At 60.6% G+C, this 14,742-nt stretch carries 11 protein-coding genes; 9 read left to right on the top strand and 2 right to left on the bottom strand.

All coding sequences use genetic code 11. The annotated features are described in order from the left end of the window. Nucleotides 1-104 precede the first annotated feature (104 nt). A complete protein-coding gene (gene rnr / locus KVQ82_RS27670; protein WP_041065679.1) occupies nucleotides 105-2,738 on the top strand; it encodes a ribonuclease R in 2,634 nt (877 codons plus the stop codon). Beyond that, nucleotides 2,735-3,499 (top strand): 23S rRNA (guanosine(2251)-2'-O)-methyltransferase RlmB, encoded by a 765-nt coding sequence (gene rlmB / locus KVQ82_RS27665; protein WP_047290988.1) that lies wholly within the window; start codon nucleotides 2,735-2,737, stop codon nucleotides 3,497-3,499. The genes rnr and rlmB overlap by 4 nt, the downstream gene beginning before the upstream one ends. Before the next feature lie 139 nt (nucleotides 3,500-3,638). Here the strand turns inward: rlmB and KVQ82_RS27660 are convergent, their stop codons facing one another. Both KVQ82_RS27660 and KVQ82_RS31750 read right to left on the bottom strand, forming a co-directional pair. Continuing rightward, nucleotides 3,639-4,475, bottom strand: a complete 837-nt coding sequence (locus tag KVQ82_RS27660) for an IS3 family transposase (RefSeq protein WP_260687688.1) — start codon at nucleotides 4,473-4,475, stop codon at nucleotides 3,639-3,641. After that, nucleotides 4,472-4,774 (bottom strand): transposase, encoded by a 303-nt coding sequence (locus KVQ82_RS31750; protein ID WP_232967021.1) that lies wholly within the window; start codon nucleotides 4,772-4,774, stop codon nucleotides 4,472-4,474. Before KVQ82_RS31750 ends, KVQ82_RS27660 begins: the two co-directional genes overlap by 4 nt. A gap of 285 nt (nucleotides 4,775-5,059) precedes the next feature. Between KVQ82_RS31750 and rpsF the strand changes: the two genes are divergently transcribed. The 7 genes from rpsF to KVQ82_RS27625 all read left to right on the top strand — a co-directional run bounded on the left by rpsF (nucleotide 5,060) and on the right by KVQ82_RS27625 (nucleotide 14,733). Beyond that, entirely contained in the window at nucleotides 5,060-5,482 is a 423-nt protein-coding gene (gene rpsF / locus KVQ82_RS27655) for a 30S ribosomal protein S6 (protein WP_003221133.1), read from the top strand. 28 nt (nucleotides 5,483-5,510) lie between these two features. Beyond that, nucleotides 5,511-5,741: a 30S ribosomal protein S18 gene (rpsR, locus tag KVQ82_RS27650; RefSeq protein ID WP_002551829.1), complete on the top strand. Its 231-nt coding sequence runs from the start codon at nucleotides 5,511-5,513 to the stop codon at nucleotides 5,739-5,741. 36 nt (nucleotides 5,742-5,777) lie between these two features. Then, complete coding sequence (locus KVQ82_RS27645) at nucleotides 5,778-6,671, top strand: hypothetical protein (RefSeq protein WP_041065670.1); 894 nt, start codon at nucleotides 5,778-5,780, stop codon at nucleotides 6,669-6,671. A gap of 19 nt (nucleotides 6,672-6,690) precedes the next feature. Continuing rightward, nucleotides 6,691-7,137 (top strand): 50S ribosomal protein L9, encoded by a 447-nt coding sequence (rplI, locus tag KVQ82_RS27640; protein ID WP_003186385.1) that lies wholly within the window; start codon nucleotides 6,691-6,693, stop codon nucleotides 7,135-7,137. A gap of 120 nt (nucleotides 7,138-7,257) precedes the next feature. Continuing rightward, the gene (gene dnaB, locus KVQ82_RS27635) at nucleotides 7,258-8,655 is read left to right on the top strand and encodes a replicative DNA helicase (protein ID WP_041065665.1); all 1,398 of its coding nucleotides are present in this window, start codon (nucleotides 7,258-7,260) and stop codon (nucleotides 8,653-8,655) included. A gap of 203 nt (nucleotides 8,656-8,858) precedes the next feature. Next, nucleotides 8,859-11,162 (top strand): YgiQ family radical SAM protein, encoded by a 2,304-nt coding sequence (locus tag KVQ82_RS27630; RefSeq protein WP_041065663.1) that lies wholly within the window; start codon nucleotides 8,859-8,861, stop codon nucleotides 11,160-11,162. A 295-nt stretch (nucleotides 11,163-11,457) separates the two neighbouring features. Beyond that, entirely contained in the window at nucleotides 11,458-14,733 is a 3,276-nt protein-coding gene (locus tag KVQ82_RS27625; protein WP_222016985.1) for a DUF2126 domain-containing protein, read from the top strand. Nucleotides 14,734-14,742 lie beyond the last annotated feature (9 nt).

The raw sequence follows: 14,742 nt of genomic DNA, 5'->3' as shown, positions 1-14,742 counted from the left end.
GCGTCGATACGAGGCTTCAGAAGGGCCTTATAGAGTCGGAAATTTCCCGTTTGATGACGCCTATGCCAAACTAACCCGCATATAGACAAGGTGAAAACTCTCTAATGGCCGATTGGCAGTCCCTCGATCCCGAGGCCGCTCGTGAAGCGGAAAAATATGAAAACCCTATTCCCAGCCGCGAACTGATCCTTCAGCACCTTGCTGATCGGGGTTCGCCTGCTGCCCGCGAGCAACTGGTCGAAGAGTTTGGTCTGACCACAGAAGACCAGATCGAAGCCCTGCGCCGCCGCCTGCGCGCCATGGAGCGCGACGCTCAACTGATCTACACCCGCCGTGGCACCTATGCACCGGTAGACAAGCTCGACCTGATCCTCGGTCGCATCAGCGGTCACCGTGACGGCTTCGGCTTCCTGGTGCCGGACGATGGCAGCGACGATTTGTTCATGAGCCCGGCGCAAATGCGTCTGGTGTTCGACGGTGACCGTGCCCTGGCTCGGGTTTCCGGTCTCGACCGTCGCGGTCGCCGGGAAGGCGTGATCGTCGAAGTGGTGTCCCGTGCCCACGAGAGTATCGTTGGTCGCTACTTCGAAGAGGGCGGCATCGGTTTCGTCGTTGCCGACAATCCGAAGATTCAGCAAGAAGTGCTGGTGACGCCAGGTCGCAACGCCAACGCGCAAATCGGTCAGTTCGTCGAGGTGAAAATCACCCACTGGCCGACGCCGCGCTTCCAGCCGCAAGGCGATGTGATCGAAGTGGTCGGCAACTACATGGCGCCGGGCATGGAAATCGATGTCGCGCTGCGTACCTACGACATTCCGCACGTCTGGCCTGAAGCAGTGCTGAAAGAAGCCGCCAAGCTCAAGCCTGAAGTCGAAGAAAAAGACAAAGAGAAGCGTGTCGATCTGCGCCATCTGCCGTTCGTCACCATCGACGGCGAAGATGCACGCGACTTCGACGACGCGGTCTACTGCGAAGCCAAGCCGGGCAAACTGCGTCTGTTCTCCGGCGGCTGGAAGTTGTACGTGGCAATTGCCGACGTTTCCAGCTACGTGAAGATCGGTTCGGCGCTGGACAACGAAGCCCAGGTGCGCGGCAACTCGGTGTACTTCCCCGAGCGCGTGGTGCCGATGCTGCCTGAGCAGCTGTCCAACGGCCTGTGCTCGCTGAACCCGCATGTCGACCGTCTGGCCATGGTTTGCGAGATGACCATCTCCAAGTCCGGCGAAATGACCGACTACTGCTTCTACGAAGCGGTGATCCATTCCCACGCCCGTCTGACCTACAACAAGGTCAGCGCGATGCTGGAAACCCCGAAAGCCACCGAAGCACGCAAGCTTCGTGGCGAATACACCGACGTGGTGCCGCACCTCAAGCAGCTCTATGCGCTGTACAAAGTGTTGCTGGCTGCCCGTCACGTGCGCGGCGCGATCGATTTCGAAACGCAGGAAACCCGGATCATCTTCGGTTCCGAGCGCAAGATCGCCGAAATCCGTCCGACCACCCGCAACGATGCGCACAAGCTGATCGAGGAATGCATGCTGGCGGCCAACGTGGCCACTGCCGAATTCCTCAAGAAGCACGAAATCCCTGCGCTGTACCGTGTCCACGACGGCCCGCCGCCGGAGCGTCTGGAAAAGCTGCGCGCCTTCCTCGGTGAGCTTGGCCTGTCCCTGCACAAAGGCAAGGAAGGACCGTCGCCGAAGGACTATCAGGCCCTGTTGGCGAGCATCAAGGACCGTCCGGACTTCCATCTGATCCAGACCGTGATGCTGCGCTCCCTGAGCCAGGCGGTGTACAGCGCCCAGAACGAAGGTCACTTCGGTCTGAACTACGAGGCCTATACCCACTTCACCTCGCCGATCCGTCGCTATCCGGACCTGCTCACGCACCGCGCGATCCGCAGCGTGATCCATTCGAAGCAGGACACGCCGCACGTTCGCCGTGCCGGGGCGATGACCATTCCGAAGGCGCGCATCTATCCGTACGACGAGGCGGCGCTGGAGCAACTCGGCGAGCAGTGCTCGATGAGCGAGCGCCGTGCCGACGAGGCCACCCGCGACGTGGTGAACTGGCTCAAGTGCGAGTTCATGAAGGATCGCGTCGGCGAATCGTTCCCGGGCGTGATCACGGCGGTGACCGGTTTTGGTCTGTTCGTCGAGCTGACCGACATCTATGTCGAAGGCTTGGTGCACGTCACCGCGCTGCCGGGCGATTACTACCACTTCGACCCTGTGCATCACCGCCTGGCGGGCGAGCGCACCGGTCGCAGCTTCCGTCTTGGCGATACCGTTGAAGTGCGCGTGATGCGCGTCGACCTCGACGAGCGCAAGATCGACTTCGAGATGGCCGAAAAAACCATCAGCGCGCCGATTGGTCGTAAGAAGCGCGGCAGCGAAAGCACCGCTCCGGCTGCGACCAAGGCTGTGGAAGACAAGGCTCCGGCGAAAACCGCCAGCCGTCGTCCAGCCAAAGAGAAAGCCGTCGAGGCCTATCGCCCGAGCGATGCCGTGGCGAAAAACGCCGAGCTGCGCAAAAGCCGTGAATTGAAGAAGGCCTTGCTGGCCGAAGCCAAAAGCGGTGGTAAAGCGGCGTCTGGGGGAAAGACCGGGCGGTCGGCGCCTGACAAGGCCGTCGGCGGCAAACCAGCCAAACCGAGCAAACACCGTAAAGGCCCGCCGAAAGCGGGTTCGGCTCCAGCCAAAAGTGGCGGGTCGCGTAAACCGAAGGCGAAGTCATGAGTCAGTTGGAAAAAATCTACGGCGTTCACGCGGTAGAAGCGTTGCTGCGTCACCACCCGAAACGCGTCAAGCAGATCTGGCTGGCCGAAAGCCGCAATGATCCGCGCGTGCAGACCCTGATCGAACTGGCCAACGAAAATCGTGTGCAGATCGGTCAGGCCGAGCGCCGCGAAATGGACGCCTGGGTTGAAGGCGTGCACCAGGGTGTGGTGGCGGAGGTCAGTCCGAGCCAGGTCTGGGGCGAGGCGATGCTCGACGAGCTGCTCGACCGTACCGAAGGCGCACCGCTGTTGCTGGTGCTCGACGGCGTGACCGACCCGCACAACCTCGGCGCCTGCCTGCGTTCGGCGGATGCTGCCGGCGCGCTGGCGGTGATCGTGCCCAAGGACAAGTCGGCAACCCTGACGCCCGTGGTGCGTAAAGTGGCCTGCGGCGCGGCGGAAGTGATTCCGCTGGTGGCGGTGACCAACCTGGCGCGCACTCTGGAAAAGCTCCAGCAGCGCGGTCTGTGGGTCGTCGGCACGGCGGGTGAGGCCGAGGTCAGCATTTATGACCAGGACCTGACCGGCCCGACCATCCTGATCATGGGCGCCGAAGGCAAAGGCATGCGTCGCCTGACTCGCGAGCACTGCGACTATCTGGTGAACCTGCCGATGGCCGGCAGCGTCAGCAGCCTTAACGTGTCCGTGGCCACCGGTGTGTGCCTGTTCGAAGCGCAGCGTCAACGCGGCGCCAAGGCCAAAGTTGCCGCGAAGAAGTAGTCTTGAGCTGAAATCGGTTCAAATGTGGGAGCGAGCCTGCTCGCGAAAGGGGTGTGTCAGACGACAATAATGTTGCCTGATAGATCGCATTCGCGAGCAGGCTGAACTGGTCAAGTAATCTTGGACACTGATTAAGGTTTCACGCCGCCAACTTCTCCCTGGCGACTGGTGACCGATAGTCGTTGTAGCTATGTGGCCTGGTGATGTTGTAGCGCGATACATAGCGCTGCACATCCGCTCGGGCCTCATGCTCCGATTCGTAGCCTGCTTCTGGCACCCACTCTGATTTCAAACTTCCAAAGAAACGCTCCATCGCAGCGTTGTCCCAGCATTCGCCTTTACGGCTCATGCTCTGCCGGAGTCCATGTTCCAGCAGTTCATTTCTGAATTTATGGCTGGTGTACTGGCAACCTTGGTCGGAGTGAAACAGTACGTCTTTTGGGCGACCGCGTAGTTCAATCGCCATCCGCAGGGCTTCGCAGGTCAGCGTGGCATCGGAGATCATCGAAAATGACCAGCCCACAATCCGGCGAGCGAACAAGTCCAGAACCGCCGCGAAATACAGCCAGCGCTTGCCGACTTTGATGTACGTCACGTCCCCACACCACACCTGATTGACCGCCGTAACATCAAACTTGCGTTTGAGCACATGCGGTGCCACCAACGCTTCCACGCCAGGTGACTTGTACTTATGGCGCCGGCGTTGACGGCTGACAATGCCTGCTTCTCGCATCAAGCTGCGAGCCATGAACCGCCCGACATCATGCCCGCCTGCTTGCAGCTGTTTAGCCAAGGTACGAGCGCCCGCGGACTCTCTCGACGCCTTGTGATGCTTGACCAGCATGGCCTTGAGCTTCTCTCGCCTAGGGCTCACTTTGCCTTGGCGCTGACGCCATGCGTAAAAGCTACTGCGGTTTATTCCGAACACACGACAGCAATCGTTAACGCCATACTGCTCGCCCAGCTCACAGATCAACGAGAGTGATCTTTGGCGTCCAAAAGCAGGAGAGCACTGGCTTTTTTTAGGATTTCGATATCCCGGTCTCTTTGCCTGAGTAAGGCTTTAAGTTCCTGAATCTCTCTCTGATCTGCAGTAATCGCCTTGGCTCCCACCGGAGTCGAGCCCAAGCGCTCCTTACGAACCTGATCGACCCAGCGGCGCAAGGCCGTAGGGCCCATGTCCAAACTGGCACAGACCTCGGGAACCGACTGCCCCTCGTCCAGCACCATGCTGGCAGCCTTGAGTTTGAACTCACTTGAATAAGATTTACGCATATCCAAACACCTCAGATTTGGGCGCCATCATAGCGCCCGATTGAGGTGTCCAAAATCATTAGGCCAGTTCAGGCTCGCTCCCACAGTGTTTTGTGTCAGGTCGAAGATCGGTGATTGTTCAAATAATCACCAATTGCCTTGCACCTCTGCAGTCCCTTCTCTACAATTGCGCCCCTTGCTGTGACGGCAGGCACGCATGTGCCCCGCGCCAGCAAGTCCATAAGTGTCATTCACTCCTTGTCTGACCGTTTTTGAGCGGCAGGCTACAACCCGTAAGGAGCATTCATGCGTCATTACGAAATCATCTTTCTGGTCCACCCTGACCAGAGCGAGCAAGTCGGCGGCATGGTTGAGCGTTACACCAAGCTGATCGAAGAAGACGGCGGCAAAATCCACCGTCTGGAAGACTGGGGCCGTCGTCAACTGGCCTACGCAATCAACAATGTTCACAAGGCTCACTACGTGATGCTGAACGTTGAGTGCACTGGCAAGGCCCTGGCCGAGCTGGAAGACAACTTCCGCTACAACGATGCTGTGATCCGTAACCTGGTCATCCGTCGCGACGAAGCCGTTACCGGCCAGTCCGAGATGCTCAAGGCTGAAGAAAACCGCAGTGAGCGCCGTGAGCGTCGCGACCGTCCTGAGCACTCCGACGCTGATGGCGTTGAGGGTGATGACAGCGACAACAGCGATAACGCTGACGAGTAATCCACGGACCTTTTAAGGAGCCTATCAAATGGCACGTTTCTTCCGTCGTCGTAAATTCTGCCGCTTCACCGCTGAAGACGTGAAAGAGATCGATTACAAAGATCTCAACACTCTGAAAGCCTACGTATCCGAGACCGGCAAAATCGTTCCAAGCCGCATCACCGGTACCAAAGCTCGTTATCAGCGTCAGCTGGCCACCGCTATCAAGCGCGCCCGCTTCCTGGCCCTGCTGGCCTACACCGACAGCCACGGCCGCTGAGACCGGGCAGTCGACAAGTAGCAAAGGATTGAATGCATGCGTGCCTTAGCTGAGTTCATCATGCGCGGCCGTATGCAGGCCACTCTCGTAGTGGCCGGGTGTGCAACATTGCCGTTGTTGTATTGGTTGGGTGCTGCCGCCGGGAGCCTGGTGCTTCTGCGGCGCGGACTGTCGGACGCCATTGGCGTCCTGTCCCTGGGGCTGCTGCCGGCATTGATCTGGTGGCTGTATGCCGATGATCCGCGGGCACTTCTGGTGCTGCTGGGGTCTTCGGGGCTTGCGTTGGTGTTGCGCGCAAGCGAATCCTGGGTCCGCACGCTGCTGGTCAGCGTAGTGATTGGAGTGGTGTTTTCTGTGGTGCTCGGGGCAGCGTTTGCGGCCCAGATCGAGATGCTCGCGCAGGCCTTGATAAAGGTCATGCCGGCGCTTCTTGGTGAAACCTACAAGCAATTGTCGGTCGATGAGCAAGCGCGTTTCGCGTCCCTGATTGCACCGGTCCTGACCGGACTGATTGCGGCCTTGTTGCAGATCGTCAGCGTGCTGAGCCTGATTATCGGGCGTCATTGGCAGGCGTTGTTGTACAACCCGGGTGGTTTTGGTCGCGAGTTTCGCGCCATCCGGATCCCGCTGGGGCCGGCGATGTTGCTGCTGGCGTTGATGCTTCTGGGCCCGAATCTCGGTGCACAGATGGCCATGTTGACGCCGTTGTGCAGTGTACCGCTGGTGTTCGCTGGACTGGCCCTGATTCACGGGCTGGTCGGGCAGAAGCGACTGGCCGGTTTCTGGCTGGTGGGGTTGTACGTCACGCTGCTGTTGTTCATGCAGCTGCTCTATCCGTTGCTCGTGGTTCTGGCCATTGTCGACAGCCTGATTGATTTTCGCGGTCGTCACGTGTCGAAAGGCACCGATAACGCGAACGGTGAAGGTTAAAAGTTAAGAGGATTTCCACATGCAACTGATCCTTCTGGAAAAAATCGCCAACCTGGGCAACCTGGGCGACAAAGTAAACGTTAAGGCCGGTTACGGCCGTAACTACCTGCTGCCTTTCGGCAAAGCTACCGCTGCGACCGCTGCCAACCTGGCTGCGTTCGAAGAGCGTCGCGCTGAGCTGGAAAAAGCCGCCGCAGACCGTAAAGCATCGGCTGAAAGCCGTGCTGCCCAACTGGCCGAGCTGGAAGTGACCATCACTGCCACCGCTGGCGACGAAGGCAAGCTGTTCGGTTCGATCGGTACTCACGACATCGCTGACGCACTGACCGCCTCCGGCGTTGAAGTTGCGAAAAGCGAAGTTCGTCTGCCGAACGGCACCATCCGCAACGTGGGTGAATTCGACGTGGCTGTGCACCTGCACGCCGAAGTTGAAGCCACCGTACGCGTTGTCGTGGTAGCGGCTTAAGCAATACTTGTCGGCTGGCACCCTCGGGTGCTAGCCGGTAACATCGGGCACGATCCTGTTTACAGGTCGTGCCCTTTGTCTTTCTGGTACTCCCGTTTTCAACCCTGACTCCAAGTGGCCATGAACGAAATCACCGCTCCCGAGCAATACGATCTGCAAACCGCCGCGCTGAAAGTGCCGCCGCATTCCATCGAGGCCGAACAGGCTGTACTCGGTGGTCTGATGCTGGACAACAACGCCTGGGAACGCGTGCTCGATCAAGTCTCCGACGGCGATTTCTACCGGCATGACCACCGCCTGATCTTCCGTGCGATCGCCAAACTGGCCGATCAGAACATGCCGATCGACGTCGTGACCCTTGCCGAGCAACTGGACAAGGAAGGTCAGACGTCCCAGGTCGGCGGCCTCGGTTACCTTGGCGAGCTGGCGAAAAACACGCCGTCCGTCGCCAACATCAAGGCCTATGCGCAGATCGTTCGCCAGCGGGCGACGTTGCGCCAGCTGATCGGTATCAGCACCGAAATTGCCGACGCCGCCTTCAACCCTGAAGGTCGTACCGCCGAAGAGATCCTCGACGAAGCCGAACGGCAGATCTTCCAGATCGCCGAGGCGCGCCCCAAGACCGGCGGGCCGGTGGGCGTCAACGAACTGTTGACCAAGGCCATCGATCGCATCGACACCCTGTTCAACACCGCCGACTCGATCACCGGCCTGTCCACCGGTTATACCGACCTTGACGAGAAGACCAGCGGCCTGCAACCGGCCGACCTGATCATCGTCGCCGGCCGTCCGTCGATGGGTAAGACCACCTTCGCCATGAACCTGGTGGAGAACGCCGTACTGCGCAGCGACAAGGCGGTGCTGGTGTACTCCCTCGAGATGCCAGGCGAATCGCTGATCATGCGTATGCTTTCGTCCCTGGGTCGTATCGATCAGACCAAGGTGCGTTCCGGCCAGCTGGAAGACGACGACTGGCCGCGCCTGACCTCGGCGGTCAACCTGCTCAACGATCGCAAGCTGTTCATCGACGATACCGCCGGCATCAGCCCGTCGGAAATGCGCGCGCGGACCCGGCGCCTGGTTCGCGAACATGGCGATATCGGTCTGATCATGATCGACTACCTGCAACTGATGCAGATTCCCGGCTCCAGTGGCGACAACCGGACCAACGAGATTTCCGAGATCTCCCGATCCCTGAAAGCCCTGGCCAAGGAATTCAACTGCCCGGTGGTGGCGCTGTCGCAGCTCAACCGTTCCCTGGAACAACGTCCCAACAAGCGTCCGGTGAACTCCGACTTGCGGGAATCCGGAGCGATCGAGCAGGACGCCGACGTCATCATGTTCGTGTACCGGGACGAGGTGTATCACCCGGAAACCGAACACAAGGGCATCGCCGAAATCATCATCGGCAAGCAGCGGAACGGCCCGATCGGCTTTATTCGCCTGGCGTTTATCGGTAAGTACACCCGCTTCGAAAACCTCGCGCCGGGCAGTTACAACTTCGACGACGACGAGTAACGTCGAGCACTTGTGGCGAGGGCGCGTGCTCCCGATCGGCTGTGCAGCAGTCGAATTCTGGGGGCTGCTTCGCAACCCGGCGGGAGCAAGCTCCCTTGCCACAGGTAAAGCACAATTTCCGACCATAGCCGTCGGAATTGGTCAAAATTTGTGCTATATTCCGCGCCCGCGAAATTCAATGAAAGCCAACACCGGTTATCGACATGCAAGCAGCCAAGCCGTTATTTGACTATCCAAAGTACTGGGCCGAATGTTTCGGGCCAGCGCCATTCCTGCCGATGAGCAGGGAGGAGATGGATCAGCTCGGCTGGGATTCCTGCGACATCATCATCGTCACCGGTGATGCCTACGTCGATCACCCGTCGTTCGGCATGGCGATTATCGGCCGGCTGCTGGAGTCCCAGGGCTTCCGCGTCGGGATCATCGCTCAGCCGAACTGGCAGTCCAAAGACGACTTCATGAAGCTCGGCGAGCCGAACCTGTTCTTCGGCGTCGCGGCCGGCAACATGGACTCGATGATCAACCGTTACACCGCGGACAAGAAAATCCGTTCCGACGACGCCTACACGCCGGGTGGCATGGCGGGCAAACGTCCGGACCGCGCGAGCCTGGTCTATAGCCAGCGTTGCAAAGAGGCGTACAAGCATGTGCCGATCGTTCTCGGCGGCATCGAGGCGTCCCTGCGTCGCATCGCCCACTACGACTATTGGCAGGATCGCGTGCGCAACTCGATCCTGATCGACGCCAGCGCTGACATTCTGCTGTACGGCAACGCCGAGCGGGCCATTGTCGAAGTGGCCCAGCGCCTGTCCTACGGGCACAAGATCGAAGACATCACCGACGTGCGCGGCACCGCATTCATCCGCCGTGATACGCCGCAAGGCTGGTACGAAGTCGACTCCACGCGCATCGACCGTCCGGGCAAGATCGACAAGATCATCAACCCGTACGTCAACACCCAGGACACCCAGGCCTGCGCCATCGAGCAAGAAAAAGGCCCGGTGGACGATCCCGAGGAAGCCAAGGTCGTACAGATTCTGGCCAGCCCGAAGATGACCCGCGACAAGACCGTGATCCGCCTGCCGTCGATGGAAAAGGTGCGTAACGACCCGGTCCTGTACGCCCACGCCAACCGCGTGCTGCACCTGGAAACCAATCCGGGCAACGCCCGCGCGCTGGTGCAGAAGCATGGCGAGATCGACGTCTGGTTCAACCCGCCGCCGATTCCGATGACAACTGAAGAAATGGACTACGTGTTCGGCATGCCTTACGCACGGGTTCCGCACCCGGCGTACGGCAAGGAAAAGATCCCGGCCTACGACATGATCCGTTTCTCGGTGAACATCATGCGTGGCTGCTTTGGCGGCTGCACGTTCTGCTCGATCACCGAGCACGAAGGCCGGATCATCCAGAACCGTTCCGAAGAGTCGATCATTCGCGAAATCGAAGAGATCCGCGACAAGGTTCCTGGCTTCACCGGCGTGATCTCCGACCTTGGCGGCCCGACCGCGAACATGTACCGCATCGCCTGCAAGAGCCCGGAAATCGAATCCGCGTGCCGCAAGCCGTCCTGCGTGTTCCCCGGCATCTGCCCGAACCTGAATACCGACCACTCGTCGCTGATTCAGCTGTACCGCAGCGCCCGCGCCTTGCCGGGTGTGAAGAAGATCCTGATTGCCTCCGGCCTGCGTTACGACCTCGCGGTCGAGTCGCCGGAGTACGTCAAAGAGCTGGTGACCCACCACGTTGGTGGTTACCTGAAGATCGCCCCGGAACACACCGAGGAAGGTCCGCTCAACCAGATGATGAAACCGGGGATCGGTACTTACGACCGCTTCAAGCGCATGTTCGAGAAGTACACCAAGGAAGCCGGTAAAGAGCAGTACCTGATCCCGTACTTCATCGCTGCGCACCCGGGCACCACCGATGAAGACATGATGAACCTGGCGCTGTGGCTCAAGGGCAACGGTTTCCGTGCCGACCAGGTGCAGGCGTTCTATCCGTCGCCGATGGCCACTGCGACCGCGATGTACCACTCGGGCAAGAACCCGCTGCGCAAGGTCACCTACAAGAGCGACGGTGTGACTATCGTCAAGAGCGAGGAGCAGCGTCGTCTGCACAAGGCGTTCTTGCGTTATCACGACCCGAAAGGCTGGCCGATGCTGCGCGAAGCGCTGACCCGCATGGGCCGCGCCGACCTGATCGGGCCGGGCAAGAACCAGTTGATCCCGCTGCATCAGCCGGCCACCGACAGCTACCAGAGCGCCCGTCGCAAGAACTCGACGCCGGCTGGCAGTCACAAGGTCGCGAAAGAGAAGACCACCAAGATTCTCACCCAGCACACCGGCCTGCCGCCGCGTGCCAGTGACGGTGGCAACCCTTGGGACAAGCGTGAACAAGCCAAGGCTGCGGCGTTTGCCCGCAACCAGCAGGCGGCCAAGGAGCGCAAGGAAGCGGCCAAGGGCAAGGGGCCGAAACCGGCACGCAAGCCCGTCGTTCCGCGCTGAGTCGCTTTTTGTTTCAACAGAACGCCAACCTTCGGGTTGGCGTTTTTTTTCAAGGTCAAAAGATCGCAGCCTTCGGCAGCTCCTACATCGGGTCATGCGTTTCCCTGTAGGAGCTGCCGCAGGCTGCGATCTTTTGATCTTCGCCACATTTAGGCGCAACTTCCTCGAACCATTTCCCCGCATCGCCCGATTTTGGTGCTGTACTGCCCTGAGCATTCCGGGAAAGCGCCCAAGCCTCTGCATGGCATAAGTCTTGCGCGCTTTCGAATACGCTTAGGCTCGCAGGAGGCACGCCGTGTCGATTCATGTCGCATTGCATCACGTCACGCATTATCGCTACGACCGCGCTGTCGAACTCGGCCCGCAGATCGTACGCCTGCGCCCGGCCGCTCACAGCCGCACGCGGATCTTGTCGTATGCGCTGAAGGTCTCGCCCGAGCAGCATTTCATCAACTGGCAGCAAGACCCGCAGGGCAACTACCTCGCGCGTCTGGTGTTCCCCGAGAAAACCGACGAGTTGCGCATCGAAGTCGATTTGCTGGCCGAGATGGCGGTGTTCAATCCGTTCGACTTCTTCCTCGAGCCTTACGCCGAGAAAATCCCCTTCAGTTACGCCGCTGATGAGCGCAAGGAATTGGCGCCGTACCTCGAAACCCTGCCGCTGACCCCAGCCTTCAAAGCCTATCTGGAGAGCATTGATCGCACGCCGCTGCCGGCGGTGGATTTCCTGGTGATGCTCAACCAGCGTCTCAGCGAAGACATTCGCTACCTGATCCGCATGGAACCGGGCGTGCAAACCCCGGAACACACCCTCGAACAGGCGTCCGGCTCCTGCCGCGACTCAGCGTGGCTGTTGGTGCAGTTGTTACGCAACCTCGGGCTGGCCGCGCGTTTTGTCTCCGGCTACCTGATTCAACTGACCGCCGACGTGAAAAGCCTCGACGGCCCGTCCGGCACCGACGTCGATTTCACCGACCTGCACGCCTGGTGCGAGGTTTACCTGCCGGGCGCTGGCTGGATCGGTCTGGATGCCACGTCCGGGCTGTTCGCCGGTGAAGGGCATATCCCGCTGGCCTGCAGTCCCGATCCTTCCTCAGCTGCGCCGATCAGTGGTCTGGTGGAACCGTGCGAATGCCAGTTCAGCCACGAAATGTCGGTCGAGCGGATCTGGGAAGCGCCACGGGTGACCAAGCCCTACACCGATGAGCAGTGGCTGGCGATTCAGGCGCTGGGGCGGCAGATTGATGCCGACCTGCTGGAAGGCGATGTGCGCCTGACCATGGGCGGCGAGCCGACCTTCGTTTCCATCGACGACCCGGATGGCGCCGAATGGAACACTGCAGCGTTGGGCCCGGACAAGCGTCGTCTCTCCGCCGAATTGTTCCAGCGCATGCGCCAGCACTATGCGCCCAAAGGTCTGGTGCATTTCGGTCAGGGCAAGTGGTACCCGGGCGAGCAATTGCCGCGCTGGTCGCTCAATTGTTATTGGCGCCGTGACGGCGTGCCGATCTGGCACAACAGCGCGCTGATCGCCGATGAACAACAGGACTACGGCGCCGACGGCGTGCTGGCCGGTCGCTTTCTCGCGAGTGTTGCCGAACGCCTGAAATTGCCTGCACGTTTCGTGTTTCCAGCCTACGAAGACCATTTTTATTACCTCTGGCGCGAGGGCGCATTGCCGAGCAATGTCAGCGCTGAAGATTCGCGACTTGAAGAGCCGCTGGAGCGCGCACGTCTGCGCAAGGTCTTCAATCAGGGCCTGGATAAAGTAATCGGCCAGGTGCTGCCGCTGGCCCGCACCGCCAAGGGTGATCAATGGCAGAGCGGGCGCTGGTATCTGCGCGACGAGCATTGCCGATTGGTGCCGGGGGACTCGCCGCTGGGTTACCGTCTGCCGCTCGGTTCGCAGCCGTGGGTGAAGGCTGCCGAGTATCCGTTCATTCATCCCAACGATCCGAATCAGGACTTCCCCGAGCTGCCGGACACCACTCGGCTCAACAGTCATGCCGAACCCGCCACGGCCGCCGAACGCGCGCCGACAATCGACGAGTCCGCCGACTGGCTGACCCGCACCGCCTTCTGCGCCGAAGCGCGCGAAGGGCGTCTGTATCTGTTCATGCCGCCGCTGGAGCGGGTCGAGGACTATCTGGAACTGGTGGCGGCCATCGAGGCTACCGCCGAAGAGCTGCATTGCCCGGTGCTGCTGGAAGGTTACGAGCCGCCCAGTGACCCGCGCCTGAGCAACTTCCGCATCACCCCGGATCCGGGGGTGATCGAGGTCAACGTGCAGCCATCGGCGACGTGGGACGAACTGGTCGAACGCACCGAGTTTCTCTATGAGCAAGCGCGGCAAACCCGCCTGACCACCGAAAAATTCATGATCGACGGGCGCCATACCGGCACCGGCGGCGGCAACCATTTCGTCCTCGGTGGCGCGACCCCGGCGGACTCACCGTTCCTGCGTCGTCCGGATCTGCTGCGCAGCCTGATCAGCTACTGGCATAACCACCCGTCGCTGTCCTACCTGTTTTCCGGGTTGTTCATCGGCCCGACTTCGCAAGCGCCGCGTGTTGATGAGGCCCGCAACGACGCTTTGTACGAACTGGAAATCGCCTTCGCGCAGATGCCTGAACCGGGCCAAGAGTGCGCGCCGTGGCTGGTGGATCGCCTGCTGCGCAATCTGCTGATCGACGTCACCGGCAACACTCACCGCGCCGAGTTTTGCATCGACAAATTGTATTCGCCGGATGGCGCTACCGGGCGTCTTGGTCTGCTGGAGCTGCGCGCGTTCGAGATGCCGCCCCACGCGCGCATGAGCCTGGCCCAGCAGTTGTTGCTGCGCGCGCTGGTCGCACGCTTCTGGCGCGAGCCGTATGCGCCGTCAAAACTGGCGCGCTGGGGCACCGAGCTGCACGACCGTTTCATGCTGCCGCACTTTATCGAGCAGGACTTCGCCGACGTCATCGTCGAACTGAACAATGCCGGTTACCCACTGCGCGCCGAATGGTTCGCCGCGCACCTGGAATTCCGTTTTCCCAAGGTCGGCGATTACGCCGTCAACGGCATCGAACTGGAACTGCGTCAGGCGCTGGAGCCTTGGCATGTGCTGGGCGAGGAAGGTACGGCGGGCGGCACGGTGCGCTATGTCGACTCGTCGCTGGAGCGTTTGCAGATCAAACTCAACGGCCTGCCGCCGCAGCGTTATCTGCTGACCTGCAACGGCGTCCCGGTGCCGCTGCAACCGACCGGGCGCATCGGCGAGTTCGTCGCCGGTGTGCGCTTTCGGGCCTGGCAACCGGCCAACTGTCTGCAACCGACCATCCCGGTGCACGCGCCGCTGGTGTTCGATCTGCTCGACACCTGGATGCAGCGTTCGCTGGGGGGCTGTCAGTACCACGTGGCGCACCCGGGCGGGCGCAATTACGAAACGTTGCCGGTTAACGCCAACGAGGCGGAGAGCCGGCGCATGGCGCGGTTTTTCCGTATCGGACACACGCCGGGAAAACTTCCGATACCCAACCTGACAATCTCCGACGAGTTGCCGATGACGCTCGATTTACGACGTTTCTAAGTCCTGCAC

This window comes from Pseudomonas sp. AO-1, assembly GCF_019775695.1.
GTDB classification, from domain to species: Bacteria; Pseudomonadota; Gammaproteobacteria; order Pseudomonadales; family Pseudomonadaceae; genus Aquipseudomonas; species Aquipseudomonas parakoreensis.
The sequence above is the reverse complement of the archived record's forward strand: the minus strand, read 5'-3'. Positions and strand labels throughout refer to the sequence as shown.

Bases quoted from the DNA above. Each gene is read 5' to 3' on its own strand.
- dnaB (WP_041065665.1), top strand. From the start codon at position 7,258: ATGAACGAAATCACCGCTCCCGAGCAATACGATCTGCAAACCGCCGCG.
- rpsF (WP_003221133.1), top strand. From the start codon at position 5,060: ATGCGTCATTACGAAATCATCTTTCTGGTCCACCCTGACCAGAGCGAG.
- rplI (WP_003186385.1), top strand. From the start codon at position 6,691: ATGCAACTGATCCTTCTGGAAAAAATCGCCAACCTGGGCAACCTGGGC.
- rlmB (WP_047290988.1), top strand. From the start codon at position 2,735: ATGAGTCAGTTGGAAAAAATCTACGGCGTTCACGCGGTAGAAGCGTTG.
- KVQ82_RS31750 (WP_232967021.1), bottom strand. From the start codon at position 4,774: ATGCGTAAATCTTATTCAAGTGAGTTCAAACTCAAGGCTGCCAGCATG.
- rpsR (WP_002551829.1), top strand. From the start codon at position 5,511: ATGGCACGTTTCTTCCGTCGTCGTAAATTCTGCCGCTTCACCGCTGAA.
- KVQ82_RS27645 (WP_041065670.1), top strand. From the start codon at position 5,778: ATGCGTGCCTTAGCTGAGTTCATCATGCGCGGCCGTATGCAGGCCACT.
- rnr (WP_041065679.1), top strand. From the start codon at position 105: ATGGCCGATTGGCAGTCCCTCGATCCCGAGGCCGCTCGTGAAGCGGAA.
- KVQ82_RS27630 (WP_041065663.1), top strand. From the start codon at position 8,859: ATGCAAGCAGCCAAGCCGTTATTTGACTATCCAAAGTACTGGGCCGAA.